This is a genomic window from Glaciecola sp. 33A (assembly GCF_002836745.1).
In the GTDB taxonomy this organism is placed as follows: Bacteria; Pseudomonadota; Gammaproteobacteria; order Enterobacterales; family Alteromonadaceae; genus Glaciecola.
Window position 1 is genome coordinate 146271 of sequence record NZ_PJAR01000043.1, and the last position, 21702, is coordinate 167972.

At 42.2% G+C, this 21702-nt stretch carries 16 protein-coding genes; 9 read left to right on the forward strand and 7 right to left on the reverse strand.

The genetic code is table 11. The features are described 5' to 3' along the window. The first annotated feature begins 46 nt into the window (after nt 1-46). The gene (locus tag CXF81_RS15020) at nt 47-1462 is read left to right on the forward strand and encodes an MATE family efflux transporter (RefSeq protein WP_232771954.1); all 1416 of its coding nucleotides are present in this window, start codon (nt 47-49) and stop codon (nt 1460-1462) included. Between the two features lie 214 nt (nt 1463-1676). Here CXF81_RS15020 and yeiP read toward each other — a convergent pair whose 3' ends face one another. The 5 genes from yeiP to CXF81_RS15045 all read right to left on the reverse strand — a co-directional run bounded on the left by yeiP (nt 1677) and on the right by CXF81_RS15045 (nt 6544). Further along, entirely contained in the window at nt 1677-2243 is a 567-nt protein-coding gene (gene yeiP / locus CXF81_RS15025) for an elongation factor P-like protein YeiP (protein ID WP_101182158.1), read from the reverse strand. 125 nt (nt 2244-2368) lie between these two features. Further along, nucleotides 2369-3409 carry an adenylate/guanylate cyclase domain-containing protein gene (locus CXF81_RS15030; protein ID WP_101182159.1) on the reverse strand — a complete coding sequence of 347 codons (1041 nt, stop codon included), beginning with the start codon at nt 3407-3409 and terminating at the stop codon, nt 2369-2371. Nucleotides 3410-3424: 15 nt separating this feature from the next. Next, on the reverse strand, nt 3425-4717 hold the full coding sequence (gene hemL, locus CXF81_RS15035; RefSeq protein WP_101182160.1) for a glutamate-1-semialdehyde 2,1-aminomutase: 1293 nt from the start codon (nt 4715-4717) through the stop codon (nt 3425-3427). Between the two features lie 2 nt (nt 4718-4719). After that, nucleotides 4720-5736 (reverse strand): aspartate carbamoyltransferase, encoded by a 1017-nt coding sequence (locus CXF81_RS15040; protein WP_101182342.1) that lies wholly within the window; start codon nt 5734-5736, stop codon nt 4720-4722. A 139-nt stretch (nt 5737-5875) separates the two neighbouring features. Further along, entirely contained in the window at nt 5876-6544 is a 669-nt protein-coding gene (locus tag CXF81_RS15045; protein ID WP_101182343.1) for a TetR/AcrR family transcriptional regulator, read from the reverse strand. A 304-nt stretch (nt 6545-6848) separates the two neighbouring features. Between CXF81_RS15045 and CXF81_RS15050 the strand changes: the two genes are divergently transcribed. The 3 genes from CXF81_RS15050 to CXF81_RS15060 all read left to right on the forward strand — a co-directional run bounded on the left by CXF81_RS15050 (nt 6849) and on the right by CXF81_RS15060 (nt 12061). Then, nucleotides 6849-8111, forward strand: a complete 1263-nt coding sequence (locus CXF81_RS15050; protein ID WP_101182161.1) for an efflux RND transporter periplasmic adaptor subunit — start codon at nt 6849-6851, stop codon at nt 8109-8111. Nucleotides 8112-8114: 3 nt separating this feature from the next. Next, nucleotides 8115-11258 carry an efflux RND transporter permease subunit gene (locus CXF81_RS15055; RefSeq protein WP_101182162.1) on the forward strand — a complete coding sequence of 1048 codons (3144 nt, stop codon included), beginning with the start codon at nt 8115-8117 and terminating at the stop codon, nt 11256-11258. Nucleotides 11259-11362: 104 nt separating this feature from the next. After that, nucleotides 11363-12061, forward strand: coding sequence for a DUF2982 domain-containing protein (locus tag CXF81_RS15060; RefSeq protein ID WP_101182163.1), 699 nt, complete (start codon nt 11363-11365; stop codon nt 12059-12061). Between the two features lie 11 nt (nt 12062-12072). Here CXF81_RS15060 and CXF81_RS15065 read toward each other — a convergent pair whose 3' ends face one another. Then, complete coding sequence (locus CXF81_RS15065; protein WP_101182164.1) at nt 12073-15222, reverse strand: hybrid sensor histidine kinase/response regulator; 3150 nt, start codon at nt 15220-15222, stop codon at nt 12073-12075. Nucleotides 15223-15359: 137 nt separating this feature from the next. Here CXF81_RS15065 and parC point away from each other — a divergent pair, with 137 nt between their 5' ends. After that, a complete protein-coding gene (parC, locus tag CXF81_RS15070; protein WP_101182165.1) occupies nt 15360-17690 on the forward strand; it encodes a DNA topoisomerase IV subunit A in 2331 nt (776 codons plus the stop codon). A 108-nt stretch (nt 17691-17798) separates the two neighbouring features. Here the strand turns inward: parC and CXF81_RS15075 are convergent, their stop codons facing one another. Then, nucleotides 17799-18314 carry a CBS domain-containing protein gene (locus tag CXF81_RS15075; protein ID WP_232771955.1) on the reverse strand — a complete coding sequence of 172 codons (516 nt, stop codon included), beginning with the start codon at nt 18312-18314 and terminating at the stop codon, nt 17799-17801. Between the two features lie 192 nt (nt 18315-18506). Here CXF81_RS15075 and CXF81_RS15080 point away from each other — a divergent pair, with 192 nt between their 5' ends. The 4 genes from CXF81_RS15080 (at nt 18507) to CXF81_RS15095 (ending at nt 21643) form a co-directional block, all read left to right on the forward strand. Next, nucleotides 18507-19013: a DUF3087 domain-containing protein gene (locus tag CXF81_RS15080; protein ID WP_101182166.1), complete on the forward strand. Its 507-nt coding sequence runs from the start codon at nt 18507-18509 to the stop codon at nt 19011-19013. A 229-nt stretch (nt 19014-19242) separates the two neighbouring features. Beyond that, nucleotides 19243-20148, forward strand: a complete 906-nt coding sequence (gene rimK, locus CXF81_RS15085; protein WP_101182167.1) for a 30S ribosomal protein S6--L-glutamate ligase — start codon at nt 19243-19245, stop codon at nt 20146-20148. Between the two features lie 2 nt (nt 20149-20150). Further along, nucleotides 20151-21167, forward strand: a complete 1017-nt coding sequence (locus CXF81_RS15090; protein WP_101182168.1) for a succinylglutamate desuccinylase/aspartoacylase family protein — start codon at nt 20151-20153, stop codon at nt 21165-21167. Nucleotides 21168-21211: 44 nt separating this feature from the next. Then, on the forward strand, nt 21212-21643 hold the full coding sequence (locus tag CXF81_RS15095) for a RimK/LysX family protein (RefSeq protein ID WP_101182169.1): 432 nt from the start codon (nt 21212-21214) through the stop codon (nt 21641-21643). Nucleotides 21644-21702: the final 59 nt, after the last annotated feature.

Genomic DNA, 21702 nt, shown 5'->3' on the forward strand with positions numbered 1-21702 from the left:
GAATGAGTCATGCGTAGTGTTCCAAAGACGTTTAAAACAGATAATTATGCAGATTAATGTTCCGTTGACTGCCATGTTATATAAATTACGAAATAACAACACCTCAACTTTTCGGCAAAGCGTAAAACTTGCGTGGCCTATTTCGCTGCAAAGTATTCTGGTCACCATGCTGGGCATGAGCGACATTATGATGGTTGGTCATCTGGGGGACGCAGCGGTTGCGTCTGTTGGATTAGGTAACCGTATTCAGTTCGTTGTGCTGATCATCTTGTCTGGTCTTGCTACTGGCGTGGGAGTGCTCTCTGCGCAGTATTATGGTGCAGGTAAACTTACTCGCGTCAGTCCGGTAATCATTAAGGTTCTGATTATTGGAACTGGGCTTTTATTGCCGGTGGTGTTGCTGACCTTTTTTTTCGGCGATGTTATTGTTGGTTTAGGTACCACTGACCCTGCAATAATTAATACAGGCAAACAATATCTGTGGGTTACTATGCCCAGCTTAGCGTTCGTATTAATCGTCATGGTTTTTGAGAACGCCCTGCGTGGTTTCAGTCAGGTAAGGCTCTCTATGGCGCTCGGTAGTATTGCTATTATTATTAATATTGCGCTCAACTACTGGCTAATTAACGGCGGGTTAGGGGTGGATGCATTGGGCGTGCTCGGTGCGGCTTGGGCAACCTTTATAGCTCGAGCAATTCACGCCGTAATGATTGTATTTTTTCTAGCTAAAAGTAAGCATATTGTTTTTCCTACGGGTCTTACTGGAAATGACTTTTATGACATAAAACAGTGGTCACATTTAATTAAACTAGTGTGGCCGTTGATGGTGAGCTTCGGAGTCTGGTCATTAGGTACATTTGTGTATCAGCTCATATATGGTCGTATTGGCACACAAGAACTCGCTGTCATGAGTTTAATGGCGCCGCTGGAAGGTTTATTAGTCGCCTTCTTTTTTGGTTTTGCTTCTGCTTGTTCCATTATGATTGGCCAGCGACTTGGACAAAACGATTTCATGTCTGCTTGGTCTGTAGCGCGAGGTTTTGCGATTAGTGCGCCCATCGTGACACTTTTCTTAGGGCTACTGATGCTGAGTTTGGAATCTTTAATGTTCATGCCCTACGCCAATTTGGACCAGGGTACCTTGTCGGTCGCCCACGATATTTTTATACTGATTACATTTGGTACCTGTATAAAAGTATTTAACATGACAGCTTCGATGGGAATTTTGCGCGCTGGGGGAGATAACAAACACTGTTTGCTCATCGACTTCTCCGGCATGTGGATAATTGGCATTCCATTAACCTTTGCAGCTGCATTTTATTTTGCCTTGCCGATATATTGGGTAGTGTTGATCACTTATTCAGAGGAGATCGTCAAGTCGGTCCTGTTTTTTTACCGGGTCAAGGCAAGATATTGGCAACGTAACCTTACCGCGCATTCAGGTCCACAGGAGGTGATTTAATGCTCAATACACATACTCTTAGCGCTGCTAAGTCCTTATTTGATTGAGAGAATTTTGCTACTGTGTTCAGCTCGGTAAAAATTCAAGAGGGAGTCATGTTACGTTATTTAGGTGGGCAGAAGTTTAGGACAAATGGACCCTTCACTACAATTGAAGCTCACAATAGTGTTGAGTGAGTTATGGCACTCATTACGAAGTGCCATAACAGAGAACCTTAAGCTCTGCTGGTAAACTTAACGTCTGTCGTATTAACTTTTATTTTTTCGCCAGTTGAAATATATTCTGGCACCTGCACGGTTAAGCCAGTGGATAGTAATGCTGGTTTTGTGCGAGCACTAGCAGATGCGCCTTTGATCGAAGGGTCTGTTTCAGTAATAACTAAGTCAACTGAAGCCGGTAATTCAATACCGACTGGCTTATCATCGACGATTAATAGCTGCAGACCGATGGTTTCTTCAGTAATAAATAAAAGCTCATCGCTAATCGTCTCTTTATCTATCGAATAAGGGGTGTAATCTTCATTATCCATAAAGACATACTCGTCGCCATCGTTATATGAAAACATCACTTTCTTCTTGCTAAATTCGGCAGTATGTATCATCTCATCTGCTTTGAAACTTTCATCTGCTTTAGCGCCTGTGGCAACTTCATATAAACGCATTCTATATAAACTTGCACCTGCTCTGCCGCTAGGCGTCAGTTTTGTGATGTCTTTTACAAAATATACTTTCCCATTCAGTTCAATGGCGGCATTTTTCTTTATTTCACTGGCTTTTGGCATACTGCTCTCGTTAAGATCGGTAATAAAATTCGGGTTTGTTTAAAAATACAGCGGTCTAAGTGGATGATATACCATTTTTGTATGTCATGTCTGCTATTGATAGCTAGGCATGGCTTTACCTGTGGCTAATCATGTCCGAGTTGCAGTGCGCCGTCCCATTTTTCAGGTACGCCATGCAATATGAGTTGTTCAGTCCACTTGATATGATGTTTGAGGATAGGATCTTTTGGGCTCAACTTCTTGGCCGTACGAAATACGTCGAGTGCGCCTCGTAAGTTTCCTTCGATGCGCAAATCCAAACCTCGTTGAATAGCTTCAGCGTTATTGAGTCGTTGTTTTTGTAATTCATCGGGTAAATGTGACAGCACTTCAACAAGCTTTAACGGTTCGGTGCGTCCTTTCACTCTAACCCAATCGATAGTGCGAGAGGCAAATGCGTACTCTGCTGTTGCTACTAATTGATCTGTCACAATAATATCGACATTATATACGGGGGCAAGTGTTTCAAGGCGTTGTGCAATATTGACACTATCACCGATAACGGTTGTATCCATTCTATCGTCGGAGCCTACTGTACCGATTATAACGGGGCCAAAATGAATACCAATACCGATATTGACAGCACTATAACCACTTTTTTCACGATGTTGATTATATAAAAATAATGCACGTCTAAGGCCAATGGCAGCTCGGATAGAGTCTTGTGCTTTGTCGCAATCAGACCCTTCTGGATTATCGAATAGCGCCATGATGGCATCACCAATAAATTTATCAATAAAGCCTTTATTGTCATGAATAGGGGCATTCATCCGCAAGAAATATGAATTTAGAAAATTCATTAATTCCTGCGGACTCATTTTTTCAGAGAGACCAGTAAACCCACGGATATCGCAGAACATAATGGCGACATTGTCTTCGTCTGCATAACCGAGTTCGATTGATTGCCCTTGCTTGTAAATATGCTCTACGAATTGGCGCGGAACAAACTTTTGAAAGTTTTGGTTAAGATGCATCGCTTGGTCAGCTTTTTGCTGATAAGACTGCTTTTCGGAGTCAGTATATTGCACCAGTTTATTGTTAATGCGCTTCGCTTTGCGCAGGGTAATTAACCAGAGCGCAGTGCTAATAATCGCATAAATTGATAAACCAATAACCCAAAAGAGCACAGACCTGACTTCCCTTTACTTTGCCGTAATTTGTTTGAATGCCCTATCGGCTGCTTCAATCGTTGCTTCAACAACATCAATAGTGTGCATTTTAGAAACAAAACCTGCTTCATAAGATGCCGGTGCGAAGTAAACACCTTCGTTGAGCATTGCATGATAGAACTGATTGAACTGGGCTGTATTGCAATTGATTGCTTGCTGGTAATTAGTCACACGTTCAACGTCAGTGAAAAATAGTCCGAACATACTACCAGCGACATTTATGTTCATAGGTATATTATTTCTATGTGCTGTATCTCTTATACCTTCTGCCAATATTTTCGTATTTTCAAAAATACTGTCATAAAAACCAGGCTCGGCTAATTGTGATAGCGCTGCAAGGCCTGCCGCCATTGCAATTGGGTTGCCTGATAGCGTGCCTGCTTGATATATAGGACCCGTTGGGGCTATGTGCGTTAATATTTTCTTTTTACCGCCAAAAGCACCTACTGGCATGCCTCCACCAATGACTTTACCGAGACATGTAAGATCAGGTTCCACGCCGTAACGTTCCTGAGCGCCACCTAAAGAGACTCTAAATCCGGTCATAACTTCATCGAAAATAAGCAGTGCACCATAGTGGTCACAAATACCACGTAAACCTTCAAGAAAGCCTTCAACTGGTGGTATACAATTCATATTACCGGCCACCGGTTCAACTATAATGCAGGAGATATCGTCGCCATGTTCGTCAAATGCGGCTTGTACAGAATCTAGGTTATTAAAATCGACCGTTAAGGTATGCTTGGCAAAGTCATCGGGTACACCTGGAGAGCTAGGCACGCCTAAAGTAAGCGCACCAGATCCGGCTTTCACTAGCAAAGAGTCAGCATGGCCGTGGTAACAACCTTCAAACTTCAATATTTTGTCTCTGGCGGTATAGCCACGAGCAAGCCGTATAGCGCTCATTGTGGCTTCGGTACCTGAATTTACCATGCGTACCATTTCCATTGACGGTACTAACTTACTGACTAATTCGGCCATGATAATTTCGGCTTCGGTCGGGGCACCATAACTCAAGCCAAATGCAGAGGCGTCAATAACCGCTTGTCTAACTTTTGCGTTATTGTGACCTAGTACCATTGGTCCCCAAGAATTGATGTAGTCAATATAGCGATTACCATCGACATCCCACATGTAAGGGCCATCAGCCCTGTTAATAAATCGAGGAGTGCCACCTACTGCTTTAAATGCACGAACGGGTGAATTCACGCCGCCGGGAATAGTAATTTGAGCTCTTGCGAAAAGTGTTTCAGAATGGGTTGTCATAGTTAGCTTTGGCCTTTATTGCTGTACCAGTTCACGGGTCTATCAAAATTGGAGACTTTATCTTCAACGCCTAATGTCAGGGCAAACAATGCCATTCTGACCAACACGCCGTTATCAGTTTGTCTAAAAATCGCCAGATTTGGATTAAGATTTAAATCATTATCAAGTTCGTTTGCTTCCGCTCTCGAATCTCTAGGGAGGGGATGCATGATGACAGTCTTTGATTGGAAGTGTTTCGTATATGTTTGTTGATTTAAGCGAAACTTTCCGCGGTATTTGTTTGCTTCATCTTGCGATGGAAAACGCTCTTCTTGAATACGAGTTTGATAACAAATATCTGCATTGAAACTCCCTTCTAATTGCTCAGTGATTGTCAGCTTGTGACCTGCGTTTGTGATCATATCGCAAATGTAAGCGGGCATGCTTAATTCTTGCGGTGAAATGAAAGTGAAGTGCACATTTTTGTAAAAGCACAACAGTTTCGATAAAGAGTGTACGGTGCGACCGTATTTAAGATCGCCAATCATGGCAATATTTAAACCATCAATGCCTTCACTATGAAATTTTCTTTCTTTTTCTATAGTGTATAAATCAAGTAATGCTTGAGTCGGATGCTCGTTCGTACCATCGCCCCCGTTGATAACCGGAACTCGACTTCCTTCGGCAAATTCGGCGACTGAACCTTCTTGCGGATGGCGCATGGCGATGATATCTGAATAACCGCTTAGCACCCTAGCTGTATCATATAAAGACTCGCCCTTTGCTAGGGCGGAGTTACTCATGCCTGTGGTTTCTCGCACTTCGCCTCCAAGCAAGTTGAATGCGGTGCCAAAGCTGACTCGAGTTCTTGTACTTGGTTCGAAAAATAAGTTACCTAATATCGCACCTTCAAGCACTTGTGTGCGTTTTTTGCGAAGCGCATACGGCAACATGCTGTCAGCTACCAAAAAGACTTTTTCAATAGCTTCTCGATCGAATTGCGCGACACTTAACACGTGTTTACCGGTAAATTGAGTCATCAAAACGACGCCTTTATTGATTAAATATTCACTGCCGCGTAGTTTATCAAAAAAATGCAGGCTAGATGCTAAATTTTCGTCAATATCAGATAAAGGCGTCAGCACTTGTTGTGCTAGATCATAAGCGCTTCACATCGCTCTAGTATGTAAATAATTCGGCAATTTTGAGCGTTTTCTTAACGACCTTGTGCGCATAGGCTTCCAATGCTTCTGGTTTCTGTTCATAAGCTAAGCCGAGCATACTAAGCATGTGATAATTACCTTTCAAAAGATTAAAAAAATCAGTAGAAAGTTCTCTGGCGTCAGACTCTAATAGACCACACTCGGGGTGTTTCATTAATAAGTCTTTTACCAAATTGATGCTATGCAATGGTCCTGCCTCATAAAATAGTTGCGCTAAATGCAGGTTATTCTTTGATTCACCCATAACCACAGAGTACATAGCTATGACACGTTTATCGTTGAGTAGTTGGATAAAATTAAAGGCAATAGAATAAAGAGTTTCGTCAAGCGAATTAGAATCGATACAAACAGCCGCTTTTTCAATCCTGTATTCCTCACACTTACTTTCAATAACCGCAGTGTATAGCACGTCTTTATTTTTAAAATGCGAATAAACAGTTTGCTTGGAAACACAGCTTTGTTTTGCCACTGCATCCATAGAGGTGCGATCATAGCCTTGCTGCAAAAATAGTTCTCCTGCGTGATGCAGTATTTGCTTGCGTTTTTGGCTACTCTTTGGCCTGCCGATTATTTTTAGTCGGCTTTGCGATGGCGAATTTTTAGCTGATGTGGTTAACATAGTCATAAGGTTTTTACTGCATGTAAATTTTTTCACAATCGAGAAAGACATCTCGTGTCGATCTAAAGTAGCACAAAATCAGTAATCATACTAGACGGTCTAGTATTTATAGTCTAGCATGACCAGCGTTGCAATTGTGACACGACTTCATGTGGCACAATTGCAAAAGCGACAATTATAAAAGTGTTTCTATATATTTTGCTTCTAATAGTAAATGGAAGTAACCACTTTCACCGTTTTCAATAAGCTGGGACTAAGCTAACAGGCAGTAAAATAATATGACATTCTCTATAGCATTGAATTTAAAAACATGAGTATTAATACAGATCCTGATGGGAGCAATCCGTCAAGCTCAAGTTTGCATTCAGAGCAAGCTTCGACTCGGCCATCTTACCAAGATATGAAAGCACAAAATCAAATAAATCAGATAAATAGCGGTAAGTTCTCGCTGCTTGTTCTTTGTGTAAGCAGTTTTTTAGTGTTAATCGTATTGATTTTATTTTCGGGTGATAAAACGGCCACTGCATTTGCCGACGAGCAATCACTAATTATCCAAAATGCCAAAGTAAATGTGCAATCACTTTCTATTCAACCGTCTTACATAAAACAACGCAAAGTATATGGCTTAATTGAGTCTGCAAAACAAGCTAATCTGGGGTTTGAACTTTCTGGCGTTATCGATGAAACACCGGTTATGGAAGGCGAAAGAGTGGTCAAAGGTCAGGTTTTAGCGACTCTCGACAAGCAGAGACTATTTGCCCAAAGGAAAGAACTTGATGCTACGTTAGTAAGAGCGATAGCAGATGCAACACTGGCCAGTTTGTCGGCCAAACGCACCGCTGAATTAGTTAATAAACGCTTGGAACCGGAGCAGAGGCTAGATGAGGTCAATGCGAATTTAAACGCTGCAAACGCGTTAGTGAATGAGGTAAAAGCGAGGCACGAAAGCCTTGATGTCGAACTTCGGAAGTCGTCGCTAGTCGCCCCTTTTAGTGGCCAGGTTGTGCAGCAGTTATTAGATGTAGGCACAGTGGTAACGACAGGCCAAGCGGTATTTTCGCTAATGGCTGAAATGGACTTAGAGGCAAGAATAGGATTACCAACCCGATCTTCTCTAGCATTGAATTTAGGTCAACGCTATGAATTGAACTACGCAGGGGAAACGCTATCGGCAACATTAATTTCAATCGCGACACAACGAAATAGAGCCACTCGAGCGGTGGACGCTTTGTTTAAGATTGATGCACAAGCGGCACAAAAACGTTATCTTATGTCTGGCGATCTGGTGTCATTGTCAGTCGACGTAGAAATTGAAAAACAGGGTGCATGGATCCCTATGAGCGCATTATCTAATGGAGTTAGAGGCTTGTGGACTCTGTTTATAATTGACAAATCAAGCGGCACTCAAATTATTCAACCTCGCAGTGTGTCTGTCGAATATATGGGGCAAGAACGTGCATTTGTGTCAGGCCCTATTGCGCAGGATGAGTTGCTAGTTGTATCCGGTTTGCATCGATTAACGCCTAACCAGGTAGTGCAAAATATGCAAGTGATCAACACGGCGAGAAACTAGATAATGTCGACTGCGCAACATAATTCACCTTGGTATACGACGTTCTTTCGTCGCGGGCACTTGCTTGCTCTAAGTATTATCATCATTCTGGTCGCAGGTTTGTCGGCAGTGATAAACCTGCCACGTTTAGAAGACCCTCGTATCGATTTGCGTAATGTCACTGTTCTTACATCCTACCCTGGAGCGTCGGCGGAACGAGTTGAAGCCTTAGTATCAGATGTTCTTGAAGATGAACTGCGTGAGTTGTATGAAATTAAGGAAATCAAATCTACATCAAAAGCCGGATTCTCTAGCGTAGTGGTTGAATTACAAGATTGGGTCGACGATTCAACTAACCAGCAAATATTTTCAAAAATCAGAGATAGCCTCGAAAACGCTTCTGTCAGATTACCGGTTGGCGCGAGTAAGCCAATTTTAGAAGATAAGCGCGGAGCGACCGCATTTACTATGTTAATTTCGATTGACGCGGACATGCCAGAGACCACCTCATTGTCAGCTTCAGGAAGACTCGCTAGCGAGTTAGTAGATCGAGTGCGAAACGTGCCAGGCACAGAATTGGTGCGTTTATATGGAAACCCAATAGAAGAAGTTGTTGTTGCGCTCGATCCCCAAGCACTCGCTTCTGTAGGCTTAAGTATTGGCCAAGTTAGTGAGCGTATACGCACAGCCGACTCCAAGTTACCCGCTGGAATACTTCGGACATCACAAAAAAATATTCGAGTACAAGTGGCTGAACCACTTGAAAGCTTAAATATTATTGCGAATATTCCGCTCGTTGCCGCTGACGGTAGTTATTTGCGTTTAGCCGACGTCGCGACGATTGAGCAGTCTTGGCAAACACCAGAGCGCGAGTTTGCGATTGTCGACGGTCGGCGCACGATATTTATGGCAGCCCGCATGCAAAGCACTGTGCGGGTCGACCAATGGACAGAAGCTGTTAACAAAAAGATCACAGGTTTTAATAACGAGTTTGATGGCACTGCTCAAGCCAATATTGTGTTTGAACAAAATCAGTATACCCAAGCTCGGCTAACTGAATTAACCGAAAACTTGCTGTTGGGCTGTGTGGTTGTGATGCTAGTGATTCTTGTGTTTATGGGAGCTAAAGCAAGTTGGATAGTTGGCCTTGCTCTGCCGTTATGTGCTGCCTTTGCCATTTTCTCCTTAAGCTTTTTTGACCAACAAATTCATCAAATGTCTATTTTTGGTATCATTATTGCGATTGGTCTACTGATTGACAATGCGATTGTCATTACAGATGAAATTAGGTTAAACCTCCTTGACCAGAGCATAACCAGATTGCAAGCGCTTGAAAAATCCGTGAAGCATCTGTTTGCTCCTTTATTAGCGTCGACCCTGACAACGGTACTGGGTTTTATGCCGATTTTTTTATTGACCGGCAATATTGGCGACTTCATAGGCGCAATTGCCATCAGTGTGGTCATGGCATTGCTAGGTTCCTTAGCTATTTCACTGACTATCATCGCAGCCCTAGCAGCTAGGTATTTGCCCAGGGATGGCACAAGTGAACATGCTTGGTATCGCCGCGGTTGGCAGATGCCAGCGGTTTCATATCAATTCTCTCGATTGTTGGGTCGGTCAATAAAGCGACCTTTCCTCGTATTGTCCGTCATTGTCGTATTTTGTTTATCTGGTTTCGTTCTCTCCCAGCAACTACCCAGTGTCTTCTTTCCGAGTGCGGACAGAGATCAGTTTGAAATTTATGTATGGTTGCCAAACGGTACCTCAATCAATCAGACCAAAAAAGTAGCGCTAGGCATTGATGTACTGATCCGAGACAAACAAGAAGTACAACAAGTCACTTGGTTAGTAGGGGCGTCCACACCGTCCATATATTACAACCAGGTGATGTCACGAGATAACTCTCCTGAGTTTGCCAATGCTGTTGTTACGACCAATTCCATTTCCCAGGCTGCAGCGCTCATACCAACATTGCAATATGAATTACAAGATGCTTATCCAAATGCTCGCATCGTAGTAAGAGCATTTGGGCAAGGCCCGCCGATACCAGCGCCCATTGAAGTGGATGTATTCGGGCCAGACATTGACACGCTAAACGCCCTCGGTGAACAAGTTCGCTTGGCGATGACCAACGTTCCTGGTATTACGCAAACGATTGCGACTATCACTACTGGCGAACCAGAACTGCAATATGATGTGTCCGAAAACGAGTCATATATTGCACAATTGTCATTGACCGATATTGCTCAGCAACTACAATTAGCCTTAGCCGGAACAACCGGTGGTTCAGTATTGCAGGGCACTGAAGAGTTACCTGTTAGAGTCAGAGTTAACCAAAATCAACGCAGTGACATGAAAGAACTCGATGCTATGCCGTTGATGAACCAAGCATTGATGCAAAACCGAGCGAGTATAGGGGTTGCTGCGCTGGGTGAATTCACTCTACTGCCTAGTATTAGCGGTATTACTCGGGTGGACGGTGAACGTGTGAACAAGGTTCAGGCCTTCTTATTACCCGGCGTTCCCGCTATTGATGCTAGTGAGCAACTGCGAGAGTTGCTAGAAAACGGTGATTTTGTGCTGCCAAAAGGTTATCGACTGAAAATGGCGGGTGACGCGGATGAACAAAAACAAGCATTGGGTCAGTTGGCAACCTATGCACCTGTATTGTTGGTGCTAATGGTCACCGTATTAATTCTGACCTTTAATAGCGTGAGGTTTGCTGCTGTCATCGCAATGGTCGCGATATTGTCTGTCGGACTCGGCATGTTTAGTTTATGGGTGTCGGGCTTGCCCATTGGTTTCAATCCGTTATTAGGCAGCGCCGGTTTGATTGGTGTCGCCATCAACGGATCTATCGTAGTAATTGCCGCTATTAACGGTAATGTTAAAGCTAAAAGCGGTGATACTAGGGCTATTGTTGAAGAAACCATGAGTTGTAGTCGTCATATTTTATCCACAACTTTCACCACCGTGGGTGGTTTGATCCCTCTATTATTATTCTCTCAAGGTTCCTTTTGGCCGCCCCTTGCGGTTGTGTTAGCCGGTGGTGTAGGCTTCTCCGTTATTCTGTCATTATTTTTCACTCCCACTATCGTTGCATTAATGTGTAGAATACGTACTAGAAAACTACAAAAACGAGCGCACAAGACTGCACATGCCTAAATTTCTCCAACAAATTAAAGATTGGTGGCAAACAGATTGTGCTTTTTGCCGCCGTTCACGTTATATATGGTTATGGGGCTTAATTATGTTGGTATTTTATTTATATGTCTGGACCTGAATCCGAATTCGAATCGATTTTTATTAAAGCAGCATCATCTCACAATGCAATGACCTCGATTTTAATTGGGTCTGGCTTGGTCACGCTTGGTGCCTTTGCGTGTGTTGTATTACCAACACTATTTTTTCTTCCTGGTGTGTTTATTATCTGTGGCGGTATTGTTGGCCTTATTATTGGATTTTTTAAGTTAAGAGAGCCTAAGCACAGTCTTGAGTTAACCCGCGAACATATCATCTATTATCACCGACGCGGAAAGTGGCGTATTTCTTGGGAAAATATTCAGCGTATTGATGTACCTCGGATCACCAAAGGCATGGAGCAAGTCGACCTTGAAATGATAGGCTTTAAGTTGCGTGATGCCGATATTTTTCTGGATGAAATTTCACCGCGGTTAATTACCTATTTGCTGATGGAACAGCGTCCTTTAACGATGCAAAACCGCGCTCATAACGCTACAACAAGTCGGTCTTATGGTGCTGATATGATTGAGGATGAAACGTTTTTGCGAACCAGTGGTGAAACAGTAAAAGGCGTGTCTGCGATGTTTGGTCACCGAATGGGGAAACTTCGGAATCAACTGGGTTATGATATTTTTATTTCGACTAACGAAATCGACAGGGACGTCACGAAATTCATTTCGCTATTAAAAGACTGTCAGGATTCTGCGAGCAAACCGAAGACCTGATATTAATTTACTTAATCCTGGCCGCTGTGTTTTGACGGAAACTGCAGCGTATCATGCCATTGCTCTAAAATGGCTTCTGCCTCTACCAAAAGGGTAGATATTAATTTTGTCAATGATTGATACTGCTGTCGTTTTAAGTTGCTCTCCGTTTCGTAGCAGACTTTTTGAAAGCGAGTGGCACCTATATATGCGCTAGCGCCATGGAGTTTATGAATGCACTGTTGCAATGCCACAAAATCCTGCTTTTGCCAATGTAACTCTATTTCTGTGATGCTGCTGGGCAATATAGCGATAAATCCGGCAAGAAACTCACGAGCACCCTCATCGCTGCCGCGCGCCTTAGCAATTGCAATTTGCCAATTTATGGCTAGATTTTTAGTTTCAACAAATTCAGTTTTTCGGCACCAGCGTTTAATAGTGTTAACCAAGGTTTCTAAATCAACAGGTTTGGGCAGAAAATCATCCATTCCCGAAGACAAAAAACGTTCTTGTTCTTCACGGAACGCATGTGCCGTGATGGCTACAATCGGGGTGCCCATATTAAGTTCAGTTTGCCGTATATGTTTAGTTGCTTGGAGTCCATCCATTGTGGGCATTTGGATATCCATTAATATGAGGTCGTACTCGTTTTGCTTACACAAAGTGATTGCGTCAGCCCCGCAACTCGCTGTATGAAGGGCAGAGGGGGAGTCTCTTAACCAAGTTTCCAACAGTTTTAAGTTCAAAGGCATGTCGTCTACGGCCAATATGCGCACAGCAGGCAGCGATTTCGGCTCCGCTTTACTGTCTTTTTCGGCTGATTCAAGCTGTACTGTGTTTAGGTTATTAATGTTTTTTAAGGATAATGGCGAACGGATGACGATGGGCTGATTAACGACTCTGCCAATTTTCTGTTGTTCTGGCGGTGGGCCAGAAAAAATTAGCGCTGTTTTTTGCGAGCTAAGTTTCAATATTCGATTAATAATGCTGGTTCGATGGGCAATATATCGCATGGGTAAAGAGGCAAAAATATAGTCAAACGAAATATTCGACTGTTCAAAAGCGCTTATTGAATCATATGAGTAAGTGCTAAAACCAACACTTTTGAGCAGCCTACATGTGATTTTTCTACTTTGGGGAATAGGATCATAGATACCGGCTATTTTTGACACGAAACGATTCTGCACAACCGGTATTACTTGATCATTGACTTTTTTGAATGGCAGGTCTATCGTGAATTTACTGCCTTTGGAATAATGGCTTTGAACTTCAATGCTGCCCCTCATTAAAAATACAAGTTCTTGGCATATAACCAAACCCAATCCAGTACCTTGAAAGGATCTGTTTAATTCGTCATCAAGTTGATTAAATGGCTTAAATAATTTCTCCTTGTCTAAATTACTTATACCTATACCAGTATCTTCAACTTCAAAAGACAGCATATAGTTGTCATCGCCAAATTGTAACGATTTTGCGCGTAATACTATTTGGCCGTAATTGGTAAATTTTAATGCGTTACTTAGCAAGTTACTCATCAGTTGTTTAAGCTTAAAATTATCGCCTATTAGGACAGAGGGAAGCGTATCAATATCAAATATGAACTCTAATTGTTTCAAATGCGCAGACTTCGCCATCAAGCTTGCAATATCTTCGAATGCGTCTCGTGGTGAAAACGGCTTCTGATTAATGGTCAGTTTACCTGCTTCCATTTTGGAAAAGTCGAGAATGTCATTTACGATGGTCAATAAGTCGGACGCAGCGCTATTGATAATGCGCACATGTTCATCGCGTTCAGTTTCATTGGTTTTGCTTTCCAACTCACTACTAAAGCCAATAATGGCATTCAAGGGTGTTCGAATTTCATGTGACATATTGGCTAAAAATTGACTCTTAACTTTGCTCGCTTTGACTGCTTCTCTGCGAGCGATATCTAAGTGCACGTTTTGTTCTTCAATTAGATAAAAGTTATTTTCAGCATCGTTGGATGCTTGGCGGATTTCTCTCTCGAGACTGAATCTAACTTTCAGAATTATAGCTAATACAAAACATAAGGTTTGTGCCAATAATGCAGACTGAAATACGTAGGTTGTAAAAGAGTTAATCGGCAACCTGCCAGCAATAAATAGCGAACTAATAATCGAGCCCAAGCTTAAAAAAACCCAGCCTACCAAGACTGTTTTGGCGGGCGAAAATGCCTGATTTATATTTCTTATTGTGAACATGATATTAACAAGGACGGTCGCAAAACCGACAGTGCGGACAAGCGTGGCTTGTCCAAACTCGCTAAACCAGCCAAATAAAACAATGATAAAAGTGAAAACAAGTATTATGAATAACAACTTTAATGCTAAATAAACGCTACTAAAACTGCTTGGTTTAGGCAGAAAGGTGAGCGTAAATAAACTGGCAGATGCACAAATTAGGGGCGTTAGCAGATCGACGCGTTGGAAAAAACTCAAGGCGTGCCATTGTTTTGGCAATAATTGTACATGCCCACTCCATACCATATGCCACAAAAATAATAGGCAAACAAGCGTAAACAAAGCAATTGCACTGACTTCTCTTTTATCGATCAATACGAAGATGCAATACATTGCAATAACCAGCAGGGCGCCATAAAAAGTCCCCCAAATTAAGTAATCTAGTAGGGTTTCATACCGATGCTGTTCCTCACTCATCAATCGCACTGGCGCAATGATAGGAATGTACTTCGCTTTGACGAATAGATAGACTTGATACGCCTGTTCACTATCAAGAGTGACCCTAAACGTTGGAGTGCGATAGAAGTGATTGCTTTGCTCGCGACCACCACGGAGTCGCTCTAGCACTTTTCCATTTGAAACCAAATAGAAATCAACTTGGTCAAGTTGAGAAAAGTTAACATTGAGAACCCAACTTTGCGTATTCGAGAGATTTGTCACTTCTGCGTATAACCACACACCAGCACGATTGAACCCATAATTGGGAATAGTGTAGCTTTGATAGGAGAGATTAGTGCGGCTCAATTTGAACTCGTCAAAACTCAAAGCACGACCTTGTTGAGGGTAAACAGCAATTGCAGACGAAATGTTCACCTTAGATGAATCGTCTATTAATTTGACGGTCTCTATTGCTTGTGCATAAAACACTAAAAAGAATAGTGTGAATGCCAGTAACGCACGTATTTTTATTAGCTTAGACACAAGAATTGTTATGCTTAATTCGAAAATAATATAACATGATGCTAATATAGATTCTGCGGCATCATATGTACAGCCTGTTAGCCTAGCTACTGAGCAGTTTTTTGATTTTATCAAATAAGAATAAATAAAAGTCAATCATGAGCAATGAAATAACCATTAATACTGACGGTATTGAACAACTACCCCTAAGTCGGTTTGCTGAAGACGCATACCTCAACTATTCCATGTATGTCATCATGGACAGAGCATTACCGCATGTTGGTGATGGGCTCAAGCCGGTTCAACGGCGAATTATTTACGCTATGTCTGAACTTGGACTGAGCAATAACGCCAAATATAAAAAGTCAGCAAGGACGGTTGGTGACGTATTAGGTAAGTTCCACCCTCATGGTGACTCGGCTTGCTATGAAGCAATGGTGTTGATGGCGCAGCCGTTTTCTTATCGATATCCATTGGTCGATGGTCAAGGTAACTGGGGTGCACCAGATGATCCTAAGTCTTTCGCTGCGATGCGTTACACCGAATCGAGACTCAGTAAGTTTAGTGAAATATTACTGACTGAATTAGGGCAAGGCACTGCAGACTGGCAGCCAAACTTTGATGGCACCCTAGATGAACCCAAAGTATTACCAGCAAGACTTCCGCATATTCTATTGAATGGTATTACAGGTATTGCCGTTGGTATGGCCACCGATGTACCCCCTCATAATGTGCGTGAAGTAGCTAATGCCTGTGCATTACTGCTCGATAACAGCCGTGCTGAACTAAGTGAATTATTAGCCCATGTTCAAGGCCCTGATTATCCAACTGATGCTGAAATTATTACACCGCGCAGCGATATACAAAAGATTTACGAAACTGGCCGTGGTTCAATTAAAATGCGCGCCGTTTACCATGACGAAGGTGGCGATATCATAGTGACGGCGCTTCCTCATCAGGTTTCTGGTGGTAAAGTGTTAGAGCAAATTGCGGGTCAAATGCAAGCCAAAAAGTTGCCAATGGTGAGTGATTTACGTGACGAGTCTGATCATGAAAACCCAACACGTTTGTTAATTACACCACGTTCCAATCGCGTTGATGTTCATCAGCTTATGCAGCACTTGTTTGCCACAACCGATTTAGAAAAAAGCTATCGTGTAAATATTAACATGATAGGTCTTGATGGCCGTCCTCAGGTTAAAGACCTGCGTTCTATTTTGACCGAATGGTTAGTCTTCAGAAAAGACACCGTGACGCGTCGCTTGCAATATCGATTAGACAAAATACTTGCGCGCTTACACATTCTCGAAGGTTTGCTTATCGCATTTTTGAATATTGATGAAGTTATTCACATTATTCGCACAGAAGATAAACCTAAACCTTTCTTGATGGAGAGATTTAGTCTAACAGACACCCAAGCTGAAGCTATCCTTGAATTAAAACTACGTCATTTAGCGAAGCTTGAAGAATTTAGGATAACCGGTGAACAAGAAGAGCTAGCCAAAGAGCGCGACAGCTTGCAACTGCTATTGGGTTCTGAACGTCGTTTAAAAACGCTAATTAAGAAAGAACTTTTAGCCGATGCTGAAAAATATGGCGACGATCGTCGCAGCCCAATTGTTGAACGCGCAGAATCAAAAGCTATTTCTGAGAAAGAACTTGTTCCCTCAGAAGCGGTTACTGTTGTAGTTTCCGACAAGGGTTGGGCACGTTGTGCAAAAGGCCATGATATCGATGTTGAAGGCCTGAGTTACAAATCCAGCGATAAATTCCTTTGCAGTGCGAAAGGCCGAAGTACACAACTGGTTGCCTTTATTGATTCATCAGGTCGAGCATTTTCTTGTGATGCGCATGCATTGCCCTCCGCTAGAAGCCAGGGTGAACCTTTAACTGGGCGCTTTAGCATTGTAGGTGGGGAAAATATAGAACATGTCATTATGGGTGCTGATGATAAACAATACCTGTTTGGTTCTGATGCCGGTTATGGCTTTGTTGGTAAGTTTTCTGACATGCTGAGTAAGGCCAAAGCGGGCAAAGCCTTCGTTTCACTGCCACGTGCCGCAAAAGTGATACGTCCCCAACCGGTCTCCAATGTCAAAACCGACTGGTGTTTGTGTATCTCCAATGAGGGTAGGATGTTGCTTTTCCCACTTAAAGACTTACCCGTGTTAAGCAAAGGTAAAGGAAATAAGTTAATGAACATTCCATCTGCTAAGGCGAAAACGCGAGAAGAATACCTAACGGTGTTAACGGTTGTGCCTGACGGTGCTGACATTAAAGTGTTTGCTGGTAAACGAGGAATGACCTTAAGTGCAAAAGATTTAACTCACTATCAAGGTGAACGCGGTCGCAGAGGAAACAAATTACCCCGTGGACTGCAGCGTGTAGACGCAGTTGAAATAGAAGATAAAAAAGTAGTAACCGAGTCCCAATCTTCTGATTTAAAGATAGATAAAAAAAGTAGTGATATACCTACAAATGATGAGTAGTGACGTAAATACAAGTTATTAGTAGTTAGATAACTACTAATAACTAACACGTACATACCTTAATTACTGTGATCGGCATATTGTGAATCATCTTTGTGCTCGACGTTATCAATTATTGTGCGTCACTTTTTCGTACAGCCACTTTAATAGATCGCGCCAACTCACTACACCGATAGGGTTATTTTTACTATCAACAACGGGTAAGCAAGAAATTTTGTTTTCATAAAACAGTTCGATTGCCTCGCGCAACGACGTGTTCTCATGGACACAAATGAGTTTTCTATTCATTATTTGATGAACCCGTTTGTTTAACGTTGCTAAGTCTTTTGCCGTTGCTGAGGGCAGGTCGACGTTAGGATGAATTGCTTTGGTATAATCACGGTCAGAAATAACACCAGCAAGTTCCCCCGTATTATTAACCACCATAAGATGATGAAATGAATTTTTCTCAAACAATTCCTTTACCGTTGTTAATCTATCGTCGATGTGAACGGAGATAACGTTTGTCGACATTAAAGCGTCAATATTCAAGTTTGTTTCACCCGTGTTTTTACGTCCTGACAATATAGCTAGTTCGACGTAAATAGACAATGCAATGTTGATAAGATACTCAGCACATAACATATGGTTAGTGTTCCACTATTAATAACTAATAACTAATAACTAATAACTAATAACTAATAACTAATAACTAATAATTAATAACTAATAACGAAAGCAAATCAAAAAGACGTGATATATTGATTTGCTCGTTCGTTCGCTTGTTTCGTTACCATATTCGGTACTGTCTTTTAAATATCTAACTTTTAGGTTTTTATGCAACTCATTGATATCAATAAAAAACGTTACCGCCGTCATTTAAACTATACAATAGTTGCCTGTGTTATCTCTTTAACCGTGGGTTGTTTGGTCATTTCCCAACTACTAATAGCGGTATTTCCGGATGAAAGCGGCAGTCATTTTCATTGGAATCTGACGGGTGTTGTGATTACAAGTTTGCTAATTGGATTGATTCTCAACAAATACCGCAGCCACGATTTCATGACTGAAGTCGCTTATGTTTGGGATCTGAAGCAAGTACTGAATCGAATCAACCGTAAAATGCTAAAACTCAAAGCGGCCGCTCAAGAAGGCAATGTTAATGCATTACTCGCTATTAATTATAGCTACGCAGGCTCACGTCTTCTGTGGCAGTTAGACGACAACCTAATTATTATGGATCAACTGGCTATTGACCAAGCTGAAATTGATAGTTTAGCCATGACGTATAATTTGACGCTCAAGGCTGAAGATTATGATGAGGCTGTTTTAAAACAATTCTAGTGCCTCAAATTGCGTTTGGTTTGGCAAGCCGGCGCTGACCATTGTTGGTGATTCGTTTTCCCCAGTAGCCTGTTCTAAGGTATTTTTAGGACCCATGCGCATCCTTACAGTGTGATTATTGTAGCTGTATCAACAATCAAGAGTATCGTTAAATAAAACAAATAAAAGTATTCAAACACCAATTTTAAGGATATACACTTGCACTATAATACATTGCAAAAGGAATATTATGAAAATTGCTGTTTTGTCACGCAATCCTAAACTCTACTCAACTAGACGATTTGTCGAAGCTGGTGAAAATTTAGGCCATCAAGTCGAAGTCATCGACACGATGCATTGTTATATGGATGTAACTAGCAGCCGCCCTTCGGTTCGCTACAAAGGTAAAGCGCTACCACGTTATGACGCTATTATTCCACGGATAGGCGCGTCTGTTACCTTTTACGGCACTTCTGTCGTTCGTCAATTTGAAATGATGGGAACTTATTCAATTAACGAATCTGTTGCTATTAGTCGCTCAAGAGATAAATTACGTTCTTTGCAATTACTATCACGCAAAGGTATTGGGATGCCTCGAACTGGTTTTGCTAATCACCCTGACAGAATTGACGACTTAATTAAAAATGTCGGCGGTGCGCCAGTCGTTATTAAACTGCTGGAAGGAACCCAAGGTATCGGTGTTGTCTTGGCCGATACAGCTAAAGCAGCTGAGGCTATCATTGAGGCATTTATGGGACTTAAAGCGAGTATTTTAGTACAAGAATACATTGAAGAGGCAGGTGGAGCAGACATACGTTGTCTCGTTGTTGGCGGTAAAGTTATTGCAGCAATGAAGCGCCAAGGTGGACCGGGAGAATTTCGCTCGAATTTGCACCGAGGTGGCACGGCAAGCCTAGTCCGTTTATCTCCTGCTGAACGCAAAACTGCCGTGGATGCGGCAAAAACGATGGGCTTGAATATGTGTGGTGTTGATATATTGCGTTCAAAAAGTGGCCCTATGGTGATGGAAGTAAATTCCTCACCAGGATTAGAAGGTATAGAAAGCGCGACCGGTAAAGATATTGCCGGCATGATTATCGACTTCATTGCAAACACTGCTACCCCAAACAAAACAAAAACGATAGGTAAAGGTTAAACATGAAACGCGAAAACTTCACGATTGGTGGGGAAGTTATTAAACCAGGTGAACAGAAACGTTTGCAGTTGCAAATGCCTCCATTATACACCGACACTAGTATGGGTATCCCTGTCTTTGTGCAGCACGGTAAGCGCCCAGGACCTACGTTGTTCGTGAGCGCTGCCATTCATGGTGACGAACTAAACGGTATTGAAATCGTTAGCCGTTTAATTAAAACTCGGGCGATACAAAGTATTCGCGGTACCTTAATTGCGATACCAATGGTAAACGTGTACGGCGTTCTTAATCAAAGCCGTTATCTGCCCGACCGCAGAGATTTAAACCGCTGCTTTCCGGGTAGTAAAAAAGGCTCACTAGCCGGACGCATAGCCCGTTTATTTTTAGATGAGATAGTCAGTAAGTGTGATTACGGTATCGACCTTCATACAGGTGCTATACATCGCTCTAATTTGCCGCAAATACGCGCTAACTTGGATGATCAAGCGACACGAGAAATGGCAGAAGCCTTTGGTGTTCCAGTTTTACTTAATGCTGACATTCGAGATGGGTCGTTGCGCCAAGCCGCTGCAGATGAGGGCGCCAAAGTGCTTCTCTATGAAGCAGGCCAAGCGTTACGTTATGATGAGTTTTCAATCTCAGTTGGGGTAAAGGGTATTATCAAAGTAATGCGTCATGTTGGCATGCTAAATAGGACTAAGGTCGAAGGGCATCGGATTAAGCCCTTTGTTGCAAGACAAAGTGGCTGGGTAAGAGCCAACGAAAGTGGGTTTGTGATGCATAAGGCCCAGTTGGGTGACCATGTCGTCAAGGGAGATGTGCTGGCTGTTATTTCAAACCCATTTGGTGAGTTATTAGGGACGATTGACTCTCCTAGCACAGGTGTTGTTATTGGTAAGCAAAATATACCATTGGCGCAAGAGGGTGAAGCCATATATCACATTGCTTACTTTACAAAACCTGACGAGGTAGCAGAGCATGTTGAAATGTTGCAAGACAACTTAATTGTGGTTGATTAAGCAACTGATATGCGTGTCTAACTTTTACTATTGAGAGGTCCAAAATGAATGAAAAGCGTATTGTTGGTAATTTAGAGTTATGTGACTTGCCTGAGTTAGGGATAAAAGGACTGCATGTTAGAGTCGATACAGGCGCAACAACGTCATCTTTGCATGTGGACAACATCGAAGAAATTGATATTGGCGAGGATACATGGATCAAATTTGATATTCATCCTGATATCCACGATGTAAAGAAACTGATCCGCTGCCAAGCAAAAGTGGCAGGTCAACGTAAGGTTAAAAGCTCTACGGCGACCAGCCAGCGCCGCTATGTTATTGAAACAGATATCGTAATGGCAGATCAGCGTTGGCAAATTCAATTAACTTTAACGGATCGTTCTGAAATGACCTACTTGATGTTATTTGGACGCGAAGCAATGGCGGGCAAATTCATTGTTGATCCCCAGCTTGAGTATTTACTCAAGAAGGTATAGACAAGCGTCATCGAAAAAGCCAGATGAGACTCATATGAAATTAAATGAGTCTTGATAAT